24 protein-coding genes and 1 riboswitch are annotated in these 21,378 nt (G+C 57.7%); of the genes, 8 read left to right on the top strand and 16 right to left on the bottom strand.

The genetic code is table 11. The features are described from left to right. Positions 1-786, bottom strand: coding sequence for a TIGR00730 family Rossman fold protein (locus AB4Y71_RS04490; protein ID WP_013349511.1), 786 nt, complete (start codon positions 784-786; stop codon positions 1-3). Positions 787-963: 177 nt separating this feature from the next. Between AB4Y71_RS04490 and AB4Y71_RS04485 the strand changes: the two genes are divergently transcribed. The 4 genes from AB4Y71_RS04485 (at position 964) to AB4Y71_RS04470 (ending at position 4,282) form a co-directional block, all read left to right on the top strand. Next, positions 964-1,695 (top strand): amino acid ABC transporter ATP-binding protein, encoded by a 732-nt coding sequence (locus tag AB4Y71_RS04485; protein ID WP_441718503.1) that lies wholly within the window; start codon positions 964-966, stop codon positions 1,693-1,695. Positions 1,696-1,726: 31 nt separating this feature from the next. Continuing rightward, positions 1,727-2,557 carry a glutamate ABC transporter substrate-binding protein gene (locus AB4Y71_RS04480; protein WP_134779817.1) on the top strand — a complete coding sequence of 277 codons (831 nt, stop codon included), beginning with the start codon at positions 1,727-1,729 and terminating at the stop codon, positions 2,555-2,557. A 139-nt stretch (positions 2,558-2,696) separates the two neighbouring features. Further along, the gene (locus AB4Y71_RS04475; protein ID WP_013349514.1) at positions 2,697-3,374 is read left to right on the top strand and encodes an amino acid ABC transporter permease; all 678 of its coding nucleotides are present in this window, start codon (positions 2,697-2,699) and stop codon (positions 3,372-3,374) included. Further along, entirely contained in the window at positions 3,371-4,282 is a 912-nt protein-coding gene (locus AB4Y71_RS04470; protein WP_441718232.1) for an amino acid ABC transporter permease, read from the top strand. The genes AB4Y71_RS04475 and AB4Y71_RS04470 overlap by 4 nt, the downstream gene beginning before the upstream one ends. Positions 4,283-4,374: 92 nt before the next feature. On the opposite strand, the gene dapE is transcribed toward AB4Y71_RS04470, so the two are convergent. After that, positions 4,375-5,451, bottom strand: a complete 1,077-nt coding sequence (gene dapE / locus AB4Y71_RS04465) for a succinyl-diaminopimelate desuccinylase (protein WP_013349516.1) — start codon at positions 5,449-5,451, stop codon at positions 4,375-4,377. Positions 5,452-5,532: 81 nt separating this feature from the next. Between dapE and dapD the strand changes: the two genes are divergently transcribed. Then, complete coding sequence (dapD, locus tag AB4Y71_RS04460; RefSeq protein ID WP_013349517.1) at positions 5,533-6,486, top strand: 2,3,4,5-tetrahydropyridine-2,6-dicarboxylate N-succinyltransferase; 954 nt, start codon at positions 5,533-5,535, stop codon at positions 6,484-6,486. A gap of 63 nt (positions 6,487-6,549) precedes the next feature. On the opposite strand, the gene AB4Y71_RS04455 is transcribed toward dapD, so the two are convergent. From AB4Y71_RS04455 to fdxA, 4 genes are all read right to left on the bottom strand, one after another. Further along, entirely contained in the window at positions 6,550-7,098 is a 549-nt protein-coding gene (locus AB4Y71_RS04455) for a hypothetical protein (RefSeq protein ID WP_441718229.1), read from the bottom strand. Between the two features lie 201 nt (positions 7,099-7,299). Beyond that, positions 7,300-8,586 (bottom strand): citrate synthase, encoded by a 1,287-nt coding sequence (locus AB4Y71_RS04450; RefSeq protein WP_013349519.1) that lies wholly within the window; start codon positions 8,584-8,586, stop codon positions 7,300-7,302. 98 nt (positions 8,587-8,684) lie between these two features. Continuing rightward, the gene (dapC, locus tag AB4Y71_RS04445; RefSeq protein WP_441718226.1) at positions 8,685-9,800 is read right to left on the bottom strand and encodes a succinyldiaminopimelate transaminase; all 1,116 of its coding nucleotides are present in this window, start codon (positions 9,798-9,800) and stop codon (positions 8,685-8,687) included. 12 nt (positions 9,801-9,812) lie between these two features. Then, the gene (gene fdxA, locus AB4Y71_RS04440; RefSeq protein WP_013349521.1) at positions 9,813-10,136 is read right to left on the bottom strand and encodes a ferredoxin; all 324 of its coding nucleotides are present in this window, start codon (positions 10,134-10,136) and stop codon (positions 9,813-9,815) included. A gap of 214 nt (positions 10,137-10,350) precedes the next feature. On the opposite strand from fdxA, the gene AB4Y71_RS04435 reads away from it, so the two are divergent. Next, on the top strand, positions 10,351-10,593 hold the full coding sequence (locus AB4Y71_RS04435; RefSeq protein WP_013349522.1) for a putative acetyltransferase: 243 nt from the start codon (positions 10,351-10,353) through the stop codon (positions 10,591-10,593). 123 nt (positions 10,594-10,716) lie between these two features. Further along, positions 10,717-11,226, top strand: a complete 510-nt coding sequence (locus AB4Y71_RS04430; protein ID WP_102597403.1) for a helix-turn-helix domain-containing protein — start codon at positions 10,717-10,719, stop codon at positions 11,224-11,226. A 70-nt stretch (positions 11,227-11,296) separates the two neighbouring features. Here the strand turns inward: AB4Y71_RS04430 and AB4Y71_RS04425 are convergent, their stop codons facing one another. The 7 genes from AB4Y71_RS04425 to thiO form a co-directional block, all read right to left on the bottom strand. Then, on the bottom strand, positions 11,297-11,650 hold the full coding sequence (locus AB4Y71_RS04425) for a hypothetical protein (RefSeq protein WP_041648876.1): 354 nt from the start codon (positions 11,648-11,650) through the stop codon (positions 11,297-11,299). Positions 11,651-11,708: 58 nt separating this feature from the next. Further along, positions 11,709-13,616: a translational GTPase TypA gene (gene typA / locus AB4Y71_RS04420; RefSeq protein WP_013349525.1), complete on the bottom strand. Its 1,908-nt coding sequence runs from the start codon at positions 13,614-13,616 to the stop codon at positions 11,709-11,711. A 147-nt stretch (positions 13,617-13,763) separates the two neighbouring features. Continuing rightward, complete coding sequence (locus tag AB4Y71_RS04415) at positions 13,764-14,306, bottom strand: GNAT family N-acetyltransferase (RefSeq protein WP_102597401.1); 543 nt, start codon at positions 14,304-14,306, stop codon at positions 13,764-13,766. A 31-nt stretch (positions 14,307-14,337) separates the two neighbouring features. After that, positions 14,338-15,483: a molybdopterin-synthase adenylyltransferase MoeB gene (moeB, locus tag AB4Y71_RS04410; RefSeq protein WP_441718224.1), complete on the bottom strand. Its 1,146-nt coding sequence runs from the start codon at positions 15,481-15,483 to the stop codon at positions 14,338-14,340. Then, positions 15,480-16,301 (bottom strand): thiazole synthase, encoded by an 822-nt coding sequence (locus AB4Y71_RS04405; protein WP_013349528.1) that lies wholly within the window; start codon positions 16,299-16,301, stop codon positions 15,480-15,482. Before AB4Y71_RS04405 ends, moeB begins: the two co-directional genes overlap by 4 nt. A gap of 2 nt (positions 16,302-16,303) precedes the next feature. Beyond that, positions 16,304-16,549 (bottom strand): sulfur carrier protein ThiS, encoded by a 246-nt coding sequence (thiS, locus tag AB4Y71_RS04400; RefSeq protein ID WP_441718221.1) that lies wholly within the window; start codon positions 16,547-16,549, stop codon positions 16,304-16,306. A 15-nt stretch (positions 16,550-16,564) separates the two neighbouring features. Continuing rightward, on the bottom strand, positions 16,565-17,677 hold the full coding sequence (thiO, locus tag AB4Y71_RS04395; protein WP_013349530.1) for a glycine oxidase ThiO: 1,113 nt from the start codon (positions 17,675-17,677) through the stop codon (positions 16,565-16,567). Then, a riboswitch (TPP riboswitch) is annotated at positions 17,675-17,779 on the bottom strand. It overlaps the preceding gene by 3 nt. Before the next feature lie 79 nt (positions 17,780-17,858). On the opposite strand from thiO, the gene AB4Y71_RS04390 reads away from it, so the two are divergent. Beyond that, positions 17,859-18,824 carry a GNAT family N-acetyltransferase gene (locus AB4Y71_RS04390; protein ID WP_441718219.1) on the top strand — a complete coding sequence of 322 codons (966 nt, stop codon included), beginning with the start codon at positions 17,859-17,861 and terminating at the stop codon, positions 18,822-18,824. An 83-nt stretch (positions 18,825-18,907) separates the two neighbouring features. Here the strand turns inward: AB4Y71_RS04390 and AB4Y71_RS04385 are convergent, their stop codons facing one another. From AB4Y71_RS04385 to AB4Y71_RS04375, 3 genes are all read right to left on the bottom strand, one after another. After that, complete coding sequence (locus tag AB4Y71_RS04385; RefSeq protein WP_441686951.1) at positions 18,908-20,128, bottom strand: mechanosensitive ion channel; 1,221 nt, start codon at positions 20,126-20,128, stop codon at positions 18,908-18,910. Positions 20,129-20,423: 295 nt separating this feature from the next. Further along, positions 20,424-20,855 (bottom strand): OsmC family protein, encoded by a 432-nt coding sequence (locus tag AB4Y71_RS04380; RefSeq protein WP_102597397.1) that lies wholly within the window; start codon positions 20,853-20,855, stop codon positions 20,424-20,426. Between the two features lie 31 nt (positions 20,856-20,886). After that, entirely contained in the window at positions 20,887-21,321 is a 435-nt protein-coding gene (locus AB4Y71_RS04375; RefSeq protein ID WP_102597396.1) for a GNAT family N-acetyltransferase, read from the bottom strand. Positions 21,322-21,378 lie beyond the last annotated feature (57 nt).

Genomic DNA, 21,378 nt, shown 5'->3' with positions numbered 1-21,378 from the left:
CTAATCGCCCTTCGCCAGATCGCCGACTTTCCGATGCTCCTGGTGCGCACGCAGCACCAGGTCCACAGCTTCATCCGGATCATCAGTGATGGTAAACAAGTTCAAGTCGCCAGCGGAAATGGTGCCTTCGGCCAGTAGCGTATTGGTCATCCAATCCACCAGGCCGCCCCAGAACTCGGAGCCTACGAGCACAATCGGGAAGCTGGTGATCTTCTTGGTCTGCACCAAGGTCAGGGCCTCGAATAGTTCATCCAAGGTGCCAAAGCCGCCAGGCAGCACAATGAAGCCCTGCGAGTACTTCACGAACATCGTCTTGCGCACGAAGAAGTAGCGGAAATTCAGGCCCTTGTTCACCGAGGCATTCAGCCCGGTTTCAAATGGCAGTTCGATGCCAAGGCCGACAGAAATTCCATCCTTGTCAGCTGCGCCCTTGTTGGCAGCTTCCATCGCGCCGGGGCCGCCACCGGTAATGGTCGTGATGCCTTCTTCAGCCAGACGGCTGCCGACACGCTGCGCCATCGCATAATACGGGCTGTTTGGATCGGTGCGTGCGGAACCGAAAACGGCAATAGCTGGGCCGGTGCCGGCCATGCTTCCAAAGCCGCTGACGAATTCGGACTGGATGCGCAGCACTCGCCACACATCGGTGTGGGTTACGTCCGCCTGCGGGCTTTCCAGAAGATAGTGGTCAAGCTGATCTTCCGGTTGCTTTCCTGGCCAGCTCGCTTCGATGTGGCGTTTTTGCCCGACCCGAGCATTTTCTTCACTCTTACGCTGATGAACCATACCTTCACTCTATCGGTTACTTCAGTGCAACTTCGGATGTGACCTACCCCTGATTGAAGAACAGTTTGATAACAACTCGATGTGACATGGTCGGAAGGTCGCGTAGTCGGCGTCACATCAAGTAATGTCTACAACATGAAAAGCGATCATCAGGCTCAAGCTTCTTCTGACGGCCCCATCGTCCAGCTGACTGGGGTCAATAAGCACTACGGTGCCCTGCACGTGCTCAACGACATCAACCTCGAAGTCGCCAAGGGCGAGGTTGTTGTGATCCTGGGCCCTTCGGGTTCTGGCAAGTCGACACTGTGCCGCGCCATCAACCGGCTGGAAACCATCGACGACGGCGCCATCAAAATTGATGGCAAGACCCTTCCTGACGAAGGCAAGGCGCTAGCGAACCTTCGCGCCGATGTCGGCATGGTTTTCCAGTCCTTCAACCTCTTCGCCCATAAGTCGATCTTGGAAAACGTGACCCTCGGTCCGATCAAGGTCAAGGGCATGAAGAAGGAAGAAGCCAAGAAGTTGGCGATGCAGCTGCTTGAACGGGTTGGCGTAGCCAATCAGGCAGGCAAACTGCCAGCACAGCTTTCCGGCGGCCAGCAACAGCGTGTGGCGATCGCCCGCGCCCTAGCCATGAAACCAAAGGTCATGCTCTTTGATGAGCCAACCAGTGCCTTGGACCCGGAAATGATCAACGAGGTCCTGGACACCATGGTGGGTCTGGCTAAGGAAGGCATGACCATGCTCGTGGTCACCCACGAGATGGGCTTCGCCCGCAAGGCTGCGGACCGCGTGATCTTCATGGCTGACGGACAGATCGTTGAACAGGCCACCCCACAGGAGTTCTTCACGAATCCGAAGACGGATCGTGCCAAGGACTTCCTCGGCAAGCTCATCACCAACCACTAATTTCATCATCACGCACCCAATAGGAGGAACAATGCGTAAGACTCGTTTCGGCGCTGTAGCCGCAATGGCAGCAGTAGCAGCTCTGGCCCTGACTTCATGCGGCGGAGGCGGCGGCAGCGAAGCTGACGGCGACAAGATCCGCATCGGCATCAAGTACGACCAGCCAGGCTTGGGCTTCAAGGACGGCGACAACTACACCGGTTTCGATGTGGATGTTGCCAAGTACGTAGCCGGCGAATTGGGCTACACCGAAGACCAGATCGAGTTCATCTCGGCACCGTCGGCAAACCGCGAAACCATGCTGCAGAACGATCAGGTTGACATGATCTTCGCAACCTACTCGATCACCGATGAGCGCAACAAGGTTGTCGACTTCGCTGGCCCGTACTTCGTTGCCGGCCAGGACCTGCTGGTCCCGAATGACTCCGACATCAAGGGCCCAGAGGACCTGGATGGCAAGAACCTTTGCTCGGTCACCGGTTCCACCTCGGCCCAGAAGGTCAAGGACAACTACGCGAAGAACACCAACCTGCAGGAGCTTCCGGGCTACGCAGAGTGCACCACTCAGATGAGCGGCGGCACCATCGACGCGGTCACCACCGATGACATCATTCTTGCCGGCCTGGCTGCACAGCCTGCCTACCAGGGCAAGTTCAAGGTTGTTGGCGCTCCATTCACCGAGGAGAACTACGGCGTGGGCCTGCCTGATGGCACCGACAAGTGCGCGGACATCAACGCAGCGATCACCAAGATGATCGAGTCCGGCGAATGGCAGAAGGCCTTGGACAAGAACACCGAGGGTACCGGCTACAAGCCAAACGCTGAGACCAACCCACCAACACTTTCGGATACCTGCGCCTAGCAGCACCTGATGCAATGGGGGCCAAACGCAGCGTGTTTGGCCCCCATCTGCAATCTGTGTTTCTCCGATAACCGGCTGACCCCGGTATCGGACCCATAGCCACTTGGCCGGTTCCCGGCCATCGAGACAGAGGCTTGCAGTGGAGAATTACTTATCCATATTCACTGAGTACGACATTCCCGGAGCTTTCTGGGTCAATATCCAACTAACTTTCTGGGCCGCCATTGGCGCCCTGGTCCTGGGCACCATCTTGGCGTTGCTGCGCATCTCCCCCGTGGGAAGTTTCCAAGCCATTGGCACCAGCTACGTCAACTTGATTCGTAACACCCCACTGACCATCATCATCCTGTTCTGCGTCCTGGCGCTTTACGGCCAGCTCGGATTCGTGCTCAGCGGCGACTTCCAAGCGAACTTCTTCCGCCTGGCCGTTGTCGGTCTTGCGGTCTACCACGCCGCGTTCGTCTGCGAGGCAATTCGTTCAGGTGTGAACACCGTTCCGCTGGGACAGGCAGAAGCTGCCCGTGCCATTGGCCTGAGCTTCTTGCCAGCTGCACGCTTGGTCATCTTGCCGCAGGCTTTCCGCGGCGCGATTGTTCCGCTGGGCAACACCTTGATTGCCCTGATCAAGAACTCCACCGTTGCAGCGGTCGGTTCGGTAGCCACCGAATCTTCCTCTGTTATGAAGACCATGATTGAGTTCCGAGCAGATATCGTGATCCCGATCTTCTTGACCTTCGCCATCGGCTTCGTGATCATTGTTATCCCTGTTGGCCTGTTGACCACCTGGGCCTCGAAGAAACTGGCGGTGGCACGATGAGCGCCTCAATTCTCTTTGACACTCCCGGCCCGAAGGCCAAACGCCGGATCCTGCTGATCAACATCGTCGGCGCCCTGATTGCTGCGGGCATCGTGGCATGGATCATCATGGGCCTTGCAGCCAAGGACCAGATGCAGGTTTCCCAGTGGGATGACTTCATTGAAGGCAGTACCTGGAAGAACTACCTGCTACCCGGACTGTGGAACACCCTGAAGGCCGCGCTCTTCGGCATCATCGGGTCGGTGATCTTCGGTTTGATCTTCGGCGTAGGACGGCTTTCGCAGAACAAGCTGATCAACGGTTTCTGCACCGTGATCGTCGAGTTCTTCCGTGCCGTTCCAGTGCTGCTGATGATCGTCTTCTTCAACGTGTTCTTCGCCCGCTCCCTGGCCCTGCCAGGCGACACGGCAATGTGGGCAGTTGTTGCCGCCCTGATCTTCTACAACGGTTCGGTTGTGGCAGAGCTGGTACGTTCTGGCGTGCACAACCTGCCTAGAGGCCAGCGTGAAGCAGGCATTGCCATCGGACTGACCCGTGGCATGTCGTTGCGGCATATTGAAATCCCACAGGCCCTGGTGGCCATGTTGCCGGCGTTGATCGGCCAGTTCGTTGTCATTTTGAAGGACTCCGCACTGGGCTACATCATCAGCTTCAACGAATTGCTGTTCTTCGCCCGCACATATTCCTCGCCTAACGGCAACGTGTTGCAGGCGCTGATTGTGGCAGCAGCCATCTTCATTCTGATCAACTTCACCCTCAGCAAGATCGCCGTGCTGGTCTCGAGCCGGCTGAGCAGCCGTGTGAAGAAGGAAAAGAATACTCCTGCCAACCCAGCTGCAGCAATTGTCGGAGCCCCTGCAGGCCTTGACGTGCCAGGTCCAAAGGATCCTGCCGATCCCAAGGCCTAGCAGCTGAGAACAAAAAATCTCCGTACCGTTTGAGTCAAAACGGTACGGAGATTTTTTTATTGCGGCAAAAGCCTACTGGCCCAGTGCGTCCGCTAGCTCAGCCAGGTGCGCAGGGTCTGCAAGCATTCGCGGATAGCCTGCTGTGGCACATGCTCATCATCGCTGTGCGCCAGCAGGGCATCGCCCGGTCCGAAGTTCACTGCCGAAATCCCCAAGGCGGAGAAGCGTGAAACGTCGGTCCAACCGTACTTGGGCTTGGGCTCCTGGCCCAGCACCTTGATCAGGTCGGCGGCGATTTCTTGATCCAATCCTGGCTTGGCTCCATCAGCACCATCGGTACGTTCGATCTCAAAGCCGTCAAAAAGATCGAATACCACCGCTTCAGCTTGCGCCAGCGACTTATCCGGAGCGAAGCGGTAATTCACTTCCACCTCGCAATAATCCGGAATCACGTTGCCGGCGATACCGCCAGCAACCCGGACCGCGTTCATTCCTTCGCGGTATTCCAGGCCCTCAACGGTAATGGTCTGCGGCTGGTACTCAGCCAAGCGGCGCAGGATTTCACCGGCATCATGGATGGCGTTATGCCCCATCCAGGCTCGGCCCGAGTGGGCTGCCTTGCCGTGGGTTCGGATGACGAAGCGGCTCGTTCCATTGCAACCGCCTTCCACCGTGCCGTTGGTTGGTTCAAGCAGGATCGCGAAATCCGCCTCCAGCAGTTCGGGGCTGTTCCTTGCTAGGCGTCCCAACCCGGATTTGGCGGCTTCGACTTCCTCATGATCGTAGAAGACGTAGGTGACATCGTATTTGGCGTCGGTCAGCTCGGCAGCCAGCGCCAGCTGCACGGCGACGCCGCCTTTCATGTCGGTGGCTCCTCGGCCGTAGAGCACCCCGTCAATAACCTGGGCGGGCACCGTTCCCTTGGCCCCTTCGGTGCGCGGCAGCGGTACCGTGTCCAAATGTCCGGCCAGCACCACGCGGCGCTCGCGGCCAAAATTGGTGCGGGCGAGAATGGCATCTTGGTCCCGATGCACTTCAAGATGCGGGTACTTAAGCAGTGCCTGGTGCACCTTGTCGGCAATTTCTTGTTCATTGCCGGAAACAGATTCAATGTTCATGATCTGTTCGGTGAGCAGGGCAACGTCTTGCTGCAGATCCAATTCGTTCACGACTGGCTTTTCCTGAGTCTCTCAGCTTCACTTTTTTGTCATTTTCAACGTTACTCCGGGCAACAAAGATACGATCAGTGTATGACTTCAGAATCTGTGGCATCCAGCGAATCATCTGTACGTTTAGCCTCGGCCCATGGGCTGGCAACGATCGCTTCCGATGGAACGATCCTTGATGTTTGGTACCCGGCTCCGGTCTTGGGCGAAATCGCCTTGGCTGAAGAGCTTTCCGGTGAACTCGCTGCCGCTGCGCAGGACGATGCAGCCCGCGGCACCACCCAAAAAGTCGTTTCACTGACCATTAATCTTGATGTAGCCCCAGCTGACACCGCTGATGTGTGGCTGCGCCTGCACCTGCTCTCCCACCGTCTGGTCCAGCCCAACAGCATCAACCTCGACGGCATCTTCGGCCACCTCGCCAACGTCGTGTGGACCAACTTCGGTCCGTGCCAAGTTGAAGGCTTCGAGGTGACCCGCTTGAAGCTGCGCGCCCGTGGCGATGTAACCGTGTACGGAGTGGACAAGTTCCCGCGCATGGTCGACTACGTGGTGCCTGCTGGCGTGCGTATCGCCGACGCCGGCCGCGTGCGCCTCGGCGCCCACCTGGCGGCAGGAACCACCGTGATGCACGAAGGTTTCGTCAACTTCAATGCAGGCACTCTGGGCACCTCGATGGTCGAAGGCCGCATCTCGGCTTCGGTTGTCGTGGGCGATGGCTCGGATGTGGGCGGCGGCGCCTCCATCATGGGCACCCTCTCCGGTGGCGGCAAGGAACGCATCGTCATTGGCGAACGCGTGCTTTTGGGCGCCAACGCCGGTGTGGGCATCTCCATCGGGGATGACTCGGTCGTGGAAGCCGGCCTGTATGTCACCGCGGGCACCCGCGTGGTCTTGGACGAGCAGCAGGTCAAGGCGCTGGAACTTTCCGGTGTGCCAAATCTGCTCTTCCGCCGCAACTCGATCACCGGCGCCGTCGAAGCGCTGCCTCGTGCCGGCCAGACTGTGGAGCTGAACAGCGCCCTGCACGCCAACTAATTTATTGCCCATCAAAAAACTGGCAGATCACCATGGTGATCTGCCAGTTTTTTCGTTTCCTGCTCATCCTCCGGGGAAGATGATGGTCACCATCGGCTGAATAAAGCCTTGGAAGGCCTTGGAGTCGCGTAGCAGCGACGTACTGGCCACGATGGTAGCTGTGCCGGTCAGCCAGGCTCTTGGCTCGCCTAAAGGCACGTCAATGAGCTGGATCTCTTGGCGGCAGCTTTGGGTTTCGTGTTCCACCCCGTGGTCGATCAGGATTCTTTCCAGCTCATCCATCCGCTGGGGCGCGTATTGCCCGCTGTTTTCGGCAAAGTCTTGGGCATGCTGCTGGGCAAAAACGGTGGCTTGGCCATAGTGCGCACGGGCTAGGCGAGCCAGTGCCGGATAGCCTTCATCTTCGAGCCGCCTGATCAGTTCCTCATTGGCGCTGGGTTCATCGGCAGGAGCTGCGGTGGTCAGCGAATCCCACCAAGAACTCCATTCCTGCTTGAGCTGGCCGTGCGAGTCATCTTCGATGTTGCGGTTTTTGATGTTCGATGCCAGTTTGCTGTTGGGCCCGGCTTCAGCGGGGTGCACGCCTGACAGTTCGCGCAAGTACAGCGCCATCAGCATATTCTGATTGGTATTTATGGCCAGAGACCAATTATTTCCACGACGCGAGTACATGCATACCACCTGACTTTTCGGCACACTTGTCGTTTCCCCTGTCTCAAAGGATACTCCCGAAATACCGCTTAAAACAGGGAAGGACCTGTCTGCCACTTGCGTGGAAAGACAGGTCCTTGAACCAGTTTCTAGAAACTTCCCTTAGGCCTGGTAGCCGGGGTAGTCACGAGCGGTTTCACCCATGTACAGCTGGCGTGGGCGGCCGATCTTCAACTCTGGGTCCTTGATCATTTCGCGCCACTGTGCGATCCAGCCTGGCAGACGGCCGATGGCGAACAGCACGGTGAACATCTTCTCCGGGAAGCCCATGGCGGTGTAGATCAGGCCGGTGTAGAAGTCCACGTTCGGGTAGAGCTTGCGCGAGATGAAGTACTCATCGTTCAGCGCAGTCTCTTCCAGCTTCATCGCGATCTCAAGCAGCTCGTTCTTGCCCTGCTTTGCCAGCAGGTCGTGGGCTGTCTTCTTGATGATCTTGGCGCGAGGATCGTAGTTCTTGTATACGCGGTGGCCGAAGCCCATCAGGCGTACGCCGTCTTCCTTGTTCTTGACCTTGGCCATGAACTCTTCAGGACTAATGCCCGAAGACTGGATTTCGCGCAGCATCTTCAGCACAGCTTCGTTGGCGCCGCCGTGGGCAGGGCCGGACAGTGCGTGGATACCAGCCGAAACCGAAGCGAACATGTTGGCTTCCGAAGAACCAACCAGGCGCACGGTGGAGGTCGAGCAGTTCTGCTCGTGGTCTGCGTGCAGGATCAGCAGCAGGTCAAGAGCCTTGACCACATCTGGATCCGCGATGTACGGCTCGGCAGCGGTGCCGAAGCACAGGCGCAGGAAGTTCTCGACCATGTTCATCGAGTTGTCCGGGTACAGCAGTGCCTGGCCAATCGACTTCTTGTGCGAGTACGCGGCCAGTACAGGCAGCTTTGCCAGCAGGCGCAGGGTCGAACGCTCGACCTGTGCGTCATCCTTTGGATCCAGCGAATCCTGGTACCAGGTCGACAGGGCCGAAACAGCCGAGGACAGCACTGGCATTGGGTGCGCATCGCGTGGGAAGCCGCCGAAGAAGCCCTTGAGCTCTTCGTGCAGCAGGGTGTGGCGGCGCAGCGAGTTGTCGAAGTCGGCAAGCTGATCAGCAGTTGGCAGTTCGCCGTAGATCAGCAGGTAGGTTACCTCGATGAAGCTGGACTTCTCGGCCAGCTGCTCGATAGGGTAACCGCGGTAGCGCAGGATGCCTGCGTCACCGTCGATGTAGGTGATCGCGGACTTGGTAGCCGCGGTGTTCATGAAGCCAGGATCGTAGGTCACGTTCCCGGTGGTCTTCAAAAGCGGGGCTACGCCAAATCCATCGTTGCCCTCAGTTGCCTGAATTACTGGCAGCTCAAGATTGGATTCTCCAAAGTGTAGCTGTGCAGACGTAGTATCTGTCATTGCATCTCCTAACCGGAAAGCGTGTAGTTCCGAAAGGTCAGTCGTCACCGTAGAACATACCGCGATTTGACCCTTTCAAGCTAATTAGGCTGTCATCTTCACCGATTGGCGGAAGAATTCAGCCGTTCAACGGCAGCAGCAATCCGTTCATCGGATGCGGTCAGGGAAACGCGCACATGGCGCTCCCCCGCACTGCCGTAGAAGACTCCCGGGCCGGCAACAATGCCAAGTTCAGCCAAGGCCTCGATAGTCTGGAAGCTCGGGCGGGAATCAGTGCACCAAAGGTACAGGCCAGCCACCGAATCTTCGATGGTCAACCCGAAGTTTTCCAATGCCGGGCGCAATGCAGCACGGCGGGCACGGTACAGCTCGCGCTGCACGGCGACATGGGCGTCATCGTTCAGGGCCACAGCCATGGCGTGCTGGATCGGGCCGGGAAGAATCATGCCTGCATGCTTGCGGCTGTTGACCAGGGCAGGCATCAAGTTTGGCGCACCGGCCACGAAAGCAGCGCGGTAGCCAGCAAGATTCGATTGCTTGGACAGCGAGTACAGGGCGAACAGGTCATCAAGATTTCCCGCGTTGACCTCCGGGTCCAGGATGCTTGGAATCTTCCCCTCGTATTCGTCCCAGCCCAATTCGGCGTAGCACTCATCGGAGGCCACAACCGCACCCATTTCACGGGCCTGAGCCACGATGCCGGCCAGTTGGGCGGCATCAAGGACTTTGCCGGTGGGATTTCCCGGGGAGTTCACCCAGATCAGCTTCACCTGGGCGCGCTGTTCTGCGGTCAGTTCCGAGAGGTCATCGGTGGCGATCGGTGTGGCACCGACCAGCTGAGCACCAATGTCATAGGTGGGGTAGGCAATCTTGGGACGAACCACGATATCGCCTGCACCAAGTCCCAAGAACAGCGGCAACCAAGCCACCATTTCCTTGGAGCCCACCGTTGGCATGACGTCATCGGTACTCAGCGTCGTGACATTACGTCGACGGGCGAACCAGTCAACGATGGCCTGGCGGACTTCCAGCGTTCCGTGTGTGGTCGGATAGCCGTGGGAGTTCGCGGCGTCGGCTAGCGCCTGCTGGATCAGCTGCGGGGTGTCATCGATCGGGGTGCCGATCGACAGATCCACGACTCCCCCTGGATGCGCGGACGCCTGCTTCCGGTACGGAGCAAGCTGGTTCCAGGGGTAATCGGGGAGCTCAAGCATAAAAGTGAAAACCTAGCCTTGGTTCTGTGGTGGCAAGGCGCTGATCAATGGATGGTCAGTGCCGGTATTACCAATTTTAGCGGCACCGCCGGGGGAACCAAGTTCGTCGAAAAAGTCGACGTTTGCCTTGTAATAGTCGGCCCATTCATCAGGCACATCATCTTCGTAGTAGATGGCTTCAACTGGGCAGACAGGTTCGCAGGCGCCGCAGTCAACACATTCATCCGGGTGAATGTAGAGCGAGCGCTCACCTTCATAGATACAATCTACCGGGCACTCTTCGACGCACGCCTTGTCTTTAACGTCGACGCACGGCTGAGCGATGATGTAAGTCACGAGGGCCGAGACCTTTCCTTGCACTGGGTGGTTTCAACAGGAGCTAGTGGTTTCTTTAGATGCTCTTTGAAACCTCTACCAGCTCAAACTACAGTCTAGTCCTGATACCCATGCATCGGACCGCCCATTGACCCGCTGTGACGTAATCGACGATTCACATTTCAGCTACTTGGGGTTCAGATGAATTCTTCTTACGGAAAGATGACGTGCACAAATGCTGAGTTTTAGTGATGTGACTCCCGGTGAACGCCTAGTTGTGCGCTACCGGTTATCCGATGTGCGCACCGGCGAACATTTTTCAGATGCCTTGGGCGAGTTGCAGGAAGTCACCGAGCAATCGGTGACCATCCAGACGCGCACCGAGCTGGTGAGAATCCCCCGTGAGGCGATCACCCATGCCAAGCGTGTCCCGCCTCCCCCGGCACGGCGTCGGCCGCGTGCTTCGCGCAGCGAGTAGCCCCTCGAAGCGGAGCCAGGATTCATTTGAGCCATGGTGCTTGGCCAGCTTTGCCCTGTAGCTAGGGGCGACATGTGATTTGAATCTGCCAATCACTCAAGGCTTTTCGCGTATGCTGTCTACATGCCCTCCGATAAACTTGTCCAATCGCGAGCACGAGCTCTCAGCTCTCCGTTGAGGCTTCGCATTTTGCGCTTGTGCCTCCACGAGTCACGTACAAACAAGGAAATTGCGGACATTCTCGATTTGAATCCCGCGACCTCGTTGCACCATGTGCGCACCTTGGTCAGCAACGGCTACCTCGCCGCTGAGGAGGCACGCCGCGGCAACCGCGGGGCCAAAGAAGTGCCCTACCGAAGCACCAAGCAGTCCTGGGGCACCCGCATCCCCGATGCGGCCCCGATGCTGGTAGATACTTTCCTGCAGGAAATTGAAGGACTTGCTCCGCAGGAAATACAGGTGGTCCGCTTGGGCCTGAAACTCAATGAGGAGAATCAGAAGGAGCTGATGAGCCGCCTGCGTGCTGTCATTGAGGATTACGCGGTGCGCGACCCTGATCCAGATGGCGTGGCCACATCCTTGTTCCTTGCCCATCACCTGGATCTGACCGGCAATACGCCCAAAGACCAGTAAGCAGCGCTTAGCCGTTAAACACTGAAGGAGTTCTTCCCCATATGGGGAAGAACTCCTTCAGTGTTTAGTTCTAGCGTCGTTGCTTGCGCAGCACCCGCAGGGCGCAGAGCAAGGCGATCACCGACGGAATAACCATGCCGTACATCCACAACGCTGAGGCCAGCGTTGGTCCGGGCAGGAACCGGTAGTACTGCATGCCCAAAATCAATTGGTCGTTACCCACATAGGAAATCAGGCCAACAGTGACATAGCAGCCGATGAACCCCAGCGCTCCGGCCCAGAGTTTCGATGAGGAAACCGCAGCCCAGTACACCAGGACTCCAAGCAGAAGCCAAGCCAGCCCCACTCCCCACACCAGCGGAATATCGTTTCCGACATAGGTGATGGATGCGTGGATTGAGGTGCCGAACAATCCTGCTGCCACGGCAGCAACCGTTCCACGCCATAGCGCGGAGAGGTTGCTCCCGAGGGTTGTTTGCTTATTAGGAGCGAGCGCGTGCACGGGTAGCCTTGGCACGGTCGTTGGCGTTCAGCAGCACCTTGCGGATGCGGATTGCTTCTGGGGTAACCTCAACGCACTCGTCTTCGCGAGCGAATTCGAGCGATTCTTCCAGAGTCAGGGTGCGTGGTGGGGTCAGGTTCTCGAAGCTGTCCGAGGAAGCTGCACGCATGTTGGTGAGCTTCTTTTCCTTAGTGATGTTCACGTCCATGTCATCGGCGCGGGAGTTCTCGCCAACGATCATGCCCTCGTAAACCTCTTCAGTAGGCTTCACGAAGAAGTTCATGCGTTCCTGCAGGTTGATCATCGCGAACGGAGTCACAACGCCTGCACGGTCAGCAATGATCGAACCATTGATGCGGTACTCGATGTTACCTGCCCATGCCTCGTAGCCTTCGGCCAGCGAAGCGGCAATGCCGGCGCCGCGGGTTTCGGTCATGAAGCGGGTACGGAAGCCAATCAGGCCACGTGCAGGAACCATGAATTCCATGCGGACCCAGCCGGTGCCGTGGTTAGCCATGTCGGTCATGCGGCCCTTGCGCGATGCCATCAGCTGGGTGATAGCACCCAGGTACTCTTCTGGTACGTCGATGGTCATGCGTTCCATTGGCTCGTGAACCTTGCCGTCGACCATCTTGGTCACAACCTGTGGCTTGCCAACGGTCAGCTCGAAGCCTTCGCGTCGCATCTGCTCAACGAGGATGGCCAGTGCCAATTCGCCACGACCCTGTACTTCCCAAGCGTCTGGACGCTCGGTTGGCAGAACGTTCAGCGAAACGTTACCGATCAGTTCCTTGTCCAGGCGATCCTTGACCTGGCGAGCGGTGACCTTGGCGCCCTTGACCTTGCCAGCCAGTGGCGAGGTGTTGATACCGATGGTCATCGAGATCGCAGGTGGATCAACGGTGATCAGTGGCAGCGGCTTCGGGTTCTCAAGGTCGGTGAGGGTCTCGCCGATCATGATGTCTTCGATACCTGCAACTGCAACGATCTCGCCTGGTCCGGCTTCCTCAGCTGGAACACGGGTCAGACCCTGGGTTGCGAGCAGCTCGGTGATCTTGACCTGCTTCATGGTGCCGTCCTGGCGTGCCCAGTTAACCTGCTGCCCCTTGCGCAGGGTGCCGTTGATCATGCGCAGCAGTGCCAGACGGCCAAGGAATGGCGAAGCGTCGAGGTTGGTGACGTGAGCCTGCAGAACTTCACCTTCGGTGTAGGTCGGTGCAGGTACGTGCTTGATGATGGTCTCGAACAGTGGTTCGAGATCTTCGTTGTCTGGCAGGGTGCCATCGCCAGGCTGGTTCATCGAAGCGTAGCCGGCCTTGCCCGAGGCGAAGACGACAGGTACGTTCAAGATCGCATCCAGATCCAGGTCTGGAGCTTCATCAGCCAGGTCCGAAGCCAAGCCCAGCAGCAGGTCCATGGAGTCGGAGATAACGCCATCGATGCGGGAGTCCGGGCGGTCGGTCTTGTTGACAACGATGATTACTGGCAGGTTTGCGCTCAGTGCCTTACGCAGCACGAAGCGGGTCTGGGGCAATGGACCCTCAGATGCGTCGACGAGCAGAACAACGCCGTCAACCATCGACAGACCGCGCTCCACCTCGCCACCGAAGTCGGCGTGGCCTGGGGTGTCGATGACGTTGATGGTCATCTTCTTGCCCTCGGCTGCTGGGCCGTTGTAGAACACGGTGGTGTTCTTAGCAAGAATGGTGATGCCCTTCTCGCGTTCCAGCTCACCTGAGTCCATCACGCGATCTTCGGTTTCACCATGGCTGTCGAATGCGCCAGTCTGCTGGAGCATTGCGTTGACGAGGGTGGTCTTACCGTGGTCAACGTGTGCAACGATGGCTACATTGCGAAGTTCATCGCGAGTAATGGTGTTTGCTGACATGCGTGAAGGCTCACTTCCGCTCGAGAATTTGGGTCTATGGAGTCGGGGCCAAAGTCGACCCAACAATCCAGTTTACGCGCTCGAGACTCATAGTCTGTTGATCTGTGTCAGAACATACAGGAATTTCATGTACCAGTCGCGAAAAATTCAGCGGATTGACCGCGTTGAAATCCAAAACCGCAACTTGCTGGGCCCATCACTGACTTCAATTTCGGGAAGTTCCGCGTCCAGCAAGCCACCGCAACTTTCAATGGTGGATTTTGAGGCAATGTTATCGGAATCACAAGTTACGAGCGCATGTTCAATTTCCGCTTCGCGAAGTTCCTGCAATCCGAATTTACACAGTGCCCGTGCCACACCAAGACGACGATACTCGGGAATTACACCATAGCCGATATGTCCGCCGACTTGAAGCAGGCCTTCATTGAGCTCGTATCGAAGTGAAACTCGCCCCACCAGATCGCCCTGGTCAAAGGCCGCGAACAACCCCGAGCGCACCCACCCTTCCGGGATGTGCTCACCGCGGCGCCCCGCACTCATCCGGTAGATGTAGTCTTCCCAATCCTCATCGGCAGACCAGGTAGGCAAGAACTCGAAGTCTTCGGCAATTAGCTGGTGATGCGCATCGATTGCCTGCTGTTCGTCTTGGCTTTCCAATTCGCGGATTTCCAGCGCAGCTCCCAATCTCATGCGTTAAGTATGCCAGTGCAGAATCTTCCGTTCAGTAGGCCAGGTCGCGCCCCTGCACTTGTTTCACCCATTCCAGGGTTCCGCCGCTGAGGCTGTAGACCGGAATGCTTGATGTCGGGCCGGATGCGAAGTTCTGCGCGGCTTGATAGGAGCGTGCACCGGTCTTGCACACGAACACGATTTTCGACGCGCTACGGGCCAGTTCTGCGAGCTCGTCTTCGTGCAGCTGCGCCAGCGGCACATGCTGGCTATGTGGAATCGCCACGATTTCGCGTTCCCAGCCTTCGCGTACATCCACGACCAAGACCGCTTCTTGCGCTTCCATTTCGGTCAATTGCCCAACGCTCAGCTCCAGGTCTTGTTTTTCAATGCCGCACGCCGCAGCCTGGTACTGTCCTAGCTCGACAACCGGTTCTCGCTTTGGATCCTTGGAGAAGGACAAGGTCCGCACGCTGGCATCCAGTGCGTCATAGAGCCAGAGCTTGCCGCTGAGGGTAGTGCCGACACCGGTGATGAGCTTCAAAGCTTCGGTGCACATCACCGAACCGATCACTCCGCACAGGGCGCCAAAGACTCCACCCTCGGCACAGCTGGGCACAGAATCCGCATCGGGAATTTCTGGGAACAGGTCTCGCAGCATCGGTCCGGTGCGCGGATCAAATACGGAGACTTGTCCGGAGAATTGGAATAGCGTGCCCCAGACCAACGGCGTGCCGGTAATTTCCGCGGCGTCATTGGACAGGTACCGGGTCGCGAAATTATCGCTGCCGTCGATCACCAGATCATAATCGCTGAATAGGGCCACGGCGTTGGTTTCGTCCAGTTTCTGCGCCACGGTGGTGATCCGGACATGCTGGTTCAGTTCATGGGCCAGCCGCGGCACGGAATCAACTTTCAATCGCCCCACGTCGTGTTCGCGGTGCATGATTTGGCGTTGCAGATTCGACAGTTCAACCCGGTCATCATCCACCACGCCCAGGGTGCCGACACCTGCGGCAATCAGATAGCTGGCGATGGGGCTTCCCAGTCCCCCGGCCCCGATGACCAGCACCTTGGCATTGGCGATAAGCCGTTGGCCTTCTGCGCCAACTCCAGGCAGGGTCAAGTGCCGCGAATAGCGCGCCAATTCGGCCGGTTCCAATTCGGCACCAGCAGAGACCAGGGGTGCCCGGGTCATGAGAAGTCGCCGATCAGGGTTTTCATCATGCCCTCGGCTGGCGAGGAGGCCAGCGCGGTCTCGCGTCGAGGAATGCGCCCTGCCAGCCGTGCGGCTCGGCCGGCCCGCACAGCATCGCGCATGGCGGCTGCCATCAGGGGTGCATTGTGCGCCCGGGTGACTGCACTGGCGAGGAGTACCGCGTCGCAGCCTAATTCCATTCCCAGGGCCGCATCCGAGGCCGTTCCCACCCCGGCATCGAGGACCACCGGCACATTTGCGCGTGACACGATGGTGGAAATGTTGTGTGGATTCAAGATTCCCAGACCTGAGCCAATGGGGGCACCGGCTGGCATGATGGCGGCCACCCCTGCATCTTCCAAACGCTGGGCCAGGGCAGGATCATCATTGGTGTAGGCGAACACTTCAAAGCCGTCGGCGGCTAATTGCTCGGCAGCTGCATGCAGTTCCAGCGGATCGGGCAGCAGCGTGTGCTCATCGGCAATGACTTCGAGCTTGATCCAGTTGGTCTCCAATGCTTCACGCGCCAGGTGCGCGGTCAGAATTGCATCACGGGCGGTAAAGCATCCGGCTGTGTTAGGCAGCGGGATCACGTTGTTGCGCTGCAAGAGTTCATAGACGCTGCCGGCTCCGGCTGCCGAGAAGTGGCGGATGGCCACGGTGGTCAGTTCGGTGCCGGAGACTTGCAGCGCGGTTTCCAAGGTGGCAAGCGAGGTTGCTCCCCCGGTGCCCAGGATCAAGCGGGAGGACAGGGTGCGCCCGGCGATCTGGAAGGGATCGGTTTGGCTGTCTAATTCGGTGATGTTTTGCGTTTCCATGCTTAGCCTCCTTGGGCGGCGGTAACGAGTTCAACGCTGTGCCCTTGGGCCAGCAGGCAGGTATTCCACGCGCTTCGTGGGACAACGGCCCCATTGACCGCGGCTGCGATTCCCAGCTTGCTGCCGTCTACTGCCAGCGAGTTGTCATCCATTTCCTTGCCGATGCTCGTGCTGATCAGTTCGCGCAGGGTCGTGCCTTCGGCCAGGTCTACTGGCTGGGAATTGAAGTTGATGCCGATGGTTTTCATAGCTGCGTGCTCCATTCAATGAGTGCTCAGAGTAGTTGTCGTAGCAAAGCGGTGCGGGTTCACTGCCAAGTCGAATTGCCCAGGTTCTGCGCCATCGATGAGGTCGGTGGTCATCCGGGCGCCCAACGGGGTCAAGAGGACACCGTGGCGGGAATATCCGGTGCTGAGAACCAGGCCCGGATCAAGGCGGCCAATCAGCGGCCGGTCATCCGGGGTGGCTGGACGGGCTCGGGCTGTGGCTTCGTTCAAGGTGCACTCGCTGATCCCGGGAACCAGCTTGCGGGCATTGTCCAGCAGGTTGTGCATGGCCCCGATGTTCACTGCCGGTTGCGCATCTTCGCGGACACTGGCGCCAAGCACCAGGCTGCCGTCCTTTCTCGGGACCAAGTACACGTTGTCCCGGTGCACGATGCCGCGGATGGTGCGGGTAATCAGCGGAGGTCCTGCAGGTCCTTGGATCCGCAGGATATCTCCATAGACCGGGCGCAGCGGAAGATGCGGGAGGCCTTGAACCGTGCCAAGCCCGGTGGCAAGGATGGTCTGGTCAGCTTCGAGGATCCGGCCTGTTACGGTGCGAACCCCGACGGTCCGCTCCCCTTTAGTGAGCAGCGTCTGCACGGATTCTTCAATGAGCGACGGACGCAGGTGCGCCAGCAGGATCTTGAGAACTGAGCGCGGGTCGACCTGATGGTCTTCTTCGCACAGGACCGCGCCTGCGATATTGGCGGCCAACGCCGGTTCGAGTTTTCGTGCTTGGCTTGGCAACAGCTTTTGCGCACACAGTCCAAGGGATACTTGCAGCTCTGCCAATTCATGTAATGCTTCGCGGTCAGCAGGCTCGGCAGCGACAACCAGCGTGGAGTTTTGCAGGTAGTCCGGCCGGTGCCCGGTCACGGATTCTATGCGTTCAATAAATTGTGGATAGGCTGCATTCGATGCGGCGAGCAGCTGATGCAGCTCACCGTGGCCCCAATTGGTTTCAGCTGCCGGAGCGAGCATTCCTGCCGCTGCATAGCTGGCGCCGTGGCCCGGACCCGGATCGATAAGCGTGACGGTGTGAGCTCGGGATTGGAGTTCGAATGCGATAGCCAGGCCAATAATTCCGGCACCAACGATATTGACATGCACAAGGGCACGCTTCCTTCCTACGGCGGCATGACCCGCATCAGGTGTAGCGGTCGGCTCGGTGCCCTCTCAGCCTGGTCAATTCAGGCTCCCGCGGATTACTGCGATTATAAGCATGAGCTAGCTCATAATGTCGAACTTTATTGCCACTAGTTCCGTCATCTTCTGTGATGTAGTTACTGGTATGGATTTTCAAGACTTCCCTGTAGCTCTTCGGCTTGATTCTTCGCTGGCCCAAGTCATCATCGACTTGGAGCAAGAACTGCTGGATCCAAGTCGCCGGAGCAGCGTCGAGGAATTGAAGCGGCTCTTGCATCCTTGGTTCCGCGAGGTTGGAGCCAGCGGACGGAACTATGACCGGGAGAGCATCATCGCCCAGCTGGCCATGGAACCCATTCGACAGTCGGGCCCGTTGAAGGTGGCGAACCCGGTGGCGTTGCAGCTGGCAGGGCACCTGGTGCTTTTACGCTGGCACTTGCATGCCGAGGTGAGCAGCGAGCGCAGTTCGCTGTGGATCCTTGAGCAGGATCGCTGGCAGATGATCTTCCATCAGGGCACCACCAGCAGCGCACAGATCCCTGCTTCTACTCCAAAAGCTGAAGCGGCTGCGAGCGCAGGAGATGAATTTTGTGTGCGTCCACTTGAACCATCTGATGCAGCAGCGGTGTTCGAGGCATTTTCTTCAAACCCTGATATGAAGCGCCAAGGCGATGCCGATACCCCGCAGAAAGCTCACGCGTATGTCCAAGCGCTGCTTGAGGATAGGAAACGCCAGCGGGCACTGGCGGTGACCATCGAAGATCGGTTGGTTGGCTTGGTGTGCGGGACGGTGAACCATTCCAATGAGAACGCGTGGGTTTGGTATTGGATGAACCAGAAGTACCGTGGCCGATCACTGGCTACCCGTGCTGTGGCGAGTTTGGTGGATTATCTTTTCGGCGAGTTGGGTCTCTACCGCTTGGAGCTTGGACTGCGGGCAAATAATCCCAGTTCAAAGCACGTGGCCGAAAGCAATGGTTTCCTGCGTGAGGGAATCGAGCGGGGCAAGTTCTTGGTGGATGGCAATCGCATTGATGTGTATACCTATGCTCGGTTGCGCACCGACCCGGCACCGGCAGTGAACGCGCTGCCGTGGAGCAGGCAACCGTAGCGTGCTGAAATTCAAAAAAGCCACGGAATCCAAAATTGGATTCCGTGGCTTTTTATCTGTCCCTCAAGTTCTGTGATTGATAGTTAGATACCAGGGGTTGACGATGGTGGCATCGTATTCGGGCCGTCGTTGTTCTTGCTTGCTTCCATCTTGGTCAGCGTGCGTGCGGCTGCATCGCGTCCGCCAAGTCCAAAGGCCAGCGCTGCTGCCAGTGCTGCACCGATGACAATTGCGCCGAAGGCCATGTTGATGATCGAATCGGCGATACCCATGTACTTCAGGCCCATCGCTACGAACAGCGCAATTGCTGTGTAGCGGATGATCTTTGAAGCGGTGGTGTCACCCAAGAACCGTCCGATGACATTGGCGATGACGAAACCTGCGGCAATGATTGCTGCGCCGAAGATGATCTTGCCACCCAGGGCCAGGATCTCGTTGAGGATGTTGGTGATCGCTGGGAAGTTCAGCATCTGAGCTGCCATCACGCCGAAGAACAGCACGATAGCGATCTTGACGATGCCGGCAATGATTCCCGATGCGCTCTTGCCTTCGGGAACAATGCCCCACTGGGCCACGACCGAGTCGGTACCCACACCGTGAAGAGTGGTTTCAAGCAACTGACCGACGAACTTGGCAATCAGGATACCGACTGCCAACAGAGCCAAGGCCATAATGACCTGTGGGATTGCGGTGAAGACCAGCTGCAGCATCTGCTGAGCAGGATCCGAAATTGCCGCGATTCCCAGTACCTGCAGGGCCGAAATTGCCACGACCAGCAAGATCAAGGCGAAGACGATGTTGGAAATGATGTCAACGATCTTCGCTTGGGATTCGCGTGACTGGACTCCATCTACAGGTTCGCCGCGCGGGGTGACTTTGCGGACCAAGCTGCTGAAGTCTACGGTTCCCAACGCGGTCTTCAATAGCTGGCGAACGATATTTGCGATCACGTAGCCGATGAAGAAGATGAAGCCTGCACCGATGAGGTTTGGAATGAAGGCCATTACGCCGCCGAGCAGACCCTGCACCGGCGAGAGGACTTCAGATAGTGCGAAGACTTGCAAGATTGCTACCAGGCCAAAGAGCCAGACAATCAACCCTGCAACCTTGCCGAGGGATTGGCCTATCTGCTCTCCGTCATTGCCCTGCTTTTGCAGGAACTTCACCCTAGTCACCAGTTTGGCTGCAGCCCAACGAACTATGCGCGCAACAAGCCACGTAATGATGAGGATGATTAGCGCGATGCCAACCTTTTGTAGCATCGACGCCCAGTCGATATTTCCTAAAACGTTCTCAGACTGCATTGCTGCTCCTTCAACGTAGGGACAATCCGACCCTACGATGAAGTTCCAACACTGACTAGGGCAAAGTCCAATACCCCCAGCTTGATTCAATAGACTTTCACAGGTTGAATTGCGAAAACCTTATGAAATATTAGCTGATTGCACGAAATCCGCAATATGTGCCCTATGCCACAACTGATTCACGCAATGTTAGAAAGTTCCACGCACAGCTAGAACCCCTGAATTGCCTTGGAATCTCTTGCAGATTCGGCCGTTGCCCTATATCAAGCTAAGAATTGCGAAAATTTCCCTACGCTTAGTCGATAACTTCGCTCTGCACGGCGGCCCCAAGTTCAACCGTCCGTGAAACTGTGCAGTACTTGTCATGGGACAGCTTGACGATGCGTTGGATCATGCCAGCGGCTTTGCGTCCTTCTTCGGTATCCGGGAACTTCAGATCGAAACCAAGATGGATGTCTTCCATCCGGCTCGCAGAGTCTTCGGTGACCTTGTAGCCGCTGGCCTTGACTTCAAATTTCTCTGGTTCGCTTCTGCGCGTAGTTGCCACATCCACGTCGATGGAAGAGCATCCTGCAATGGCGGCAAGCAACAGCTCAACGGGGGTCAGCAGACCCTCGCCCTGGCCGAATTCAAGGCTGGCACCTGATTCAAGGCTGGTGGCTTTGTACTTGCGCGCTTCGAGGCGCTCGATGTTGACTTCACGGATTTCACGGCTATTTTCGCTCATGAAACTATGGTGCCACGATCTGGGGAGCAGATTATCCGTGGCGCAAGATGACGCGTTGCTCCGAAGCTTCTGCGTCCGAGGAAATCAGCTTGAATCCGCAGGTGCCAAAAAAATCGATGGCGTGCCGACGCTGGCTATCGAGATGAACACTAACGCCCGGAGTGGTGGCAATGATTTGTTCCAGCAAGACTCGGCCCACGCCTTTTTGCCGATCACTGTGACTCACCCAGAGCAATTCAATCTGTGTCGGGCCCCAGGCAGCAAAGCCGACAATGCGCTGCCCTTGCTGCGCGATTCTAATGGACACCGATTGGCTGTAGATTGCCTCCAAAGCCACGGCCACGGCATCGATATCGGCCGCGGAGAGGAAATCTCCTCGCCGTTCCACCGAACCGCGCCATATGTCCAATAGGTCAGGCACTTCATCTACGCTTTCGAGCTCGCGCAGCACGAGTTCTTCTTCCATGCCTTATTCCTTCGTGCTCTGGCAACAACCGTACTTGCTGATTCGAAATGTAGCCGG

Origin of the sequence: Glutamicibacter sp. MCAF14, assembly GCF_052114325.1 — a bacterium.
Taxonomy (GTDB): domain Bacteria; phylum Actinomycetota; class Actinomycetes; order Actinomycetales; family Micrococcaceae; genus Glutamicibacter; species Glutamicibacter arilaitensis.
This window is presented reverse-complemented; position numbering and strand designations above follow the sequence as displayed.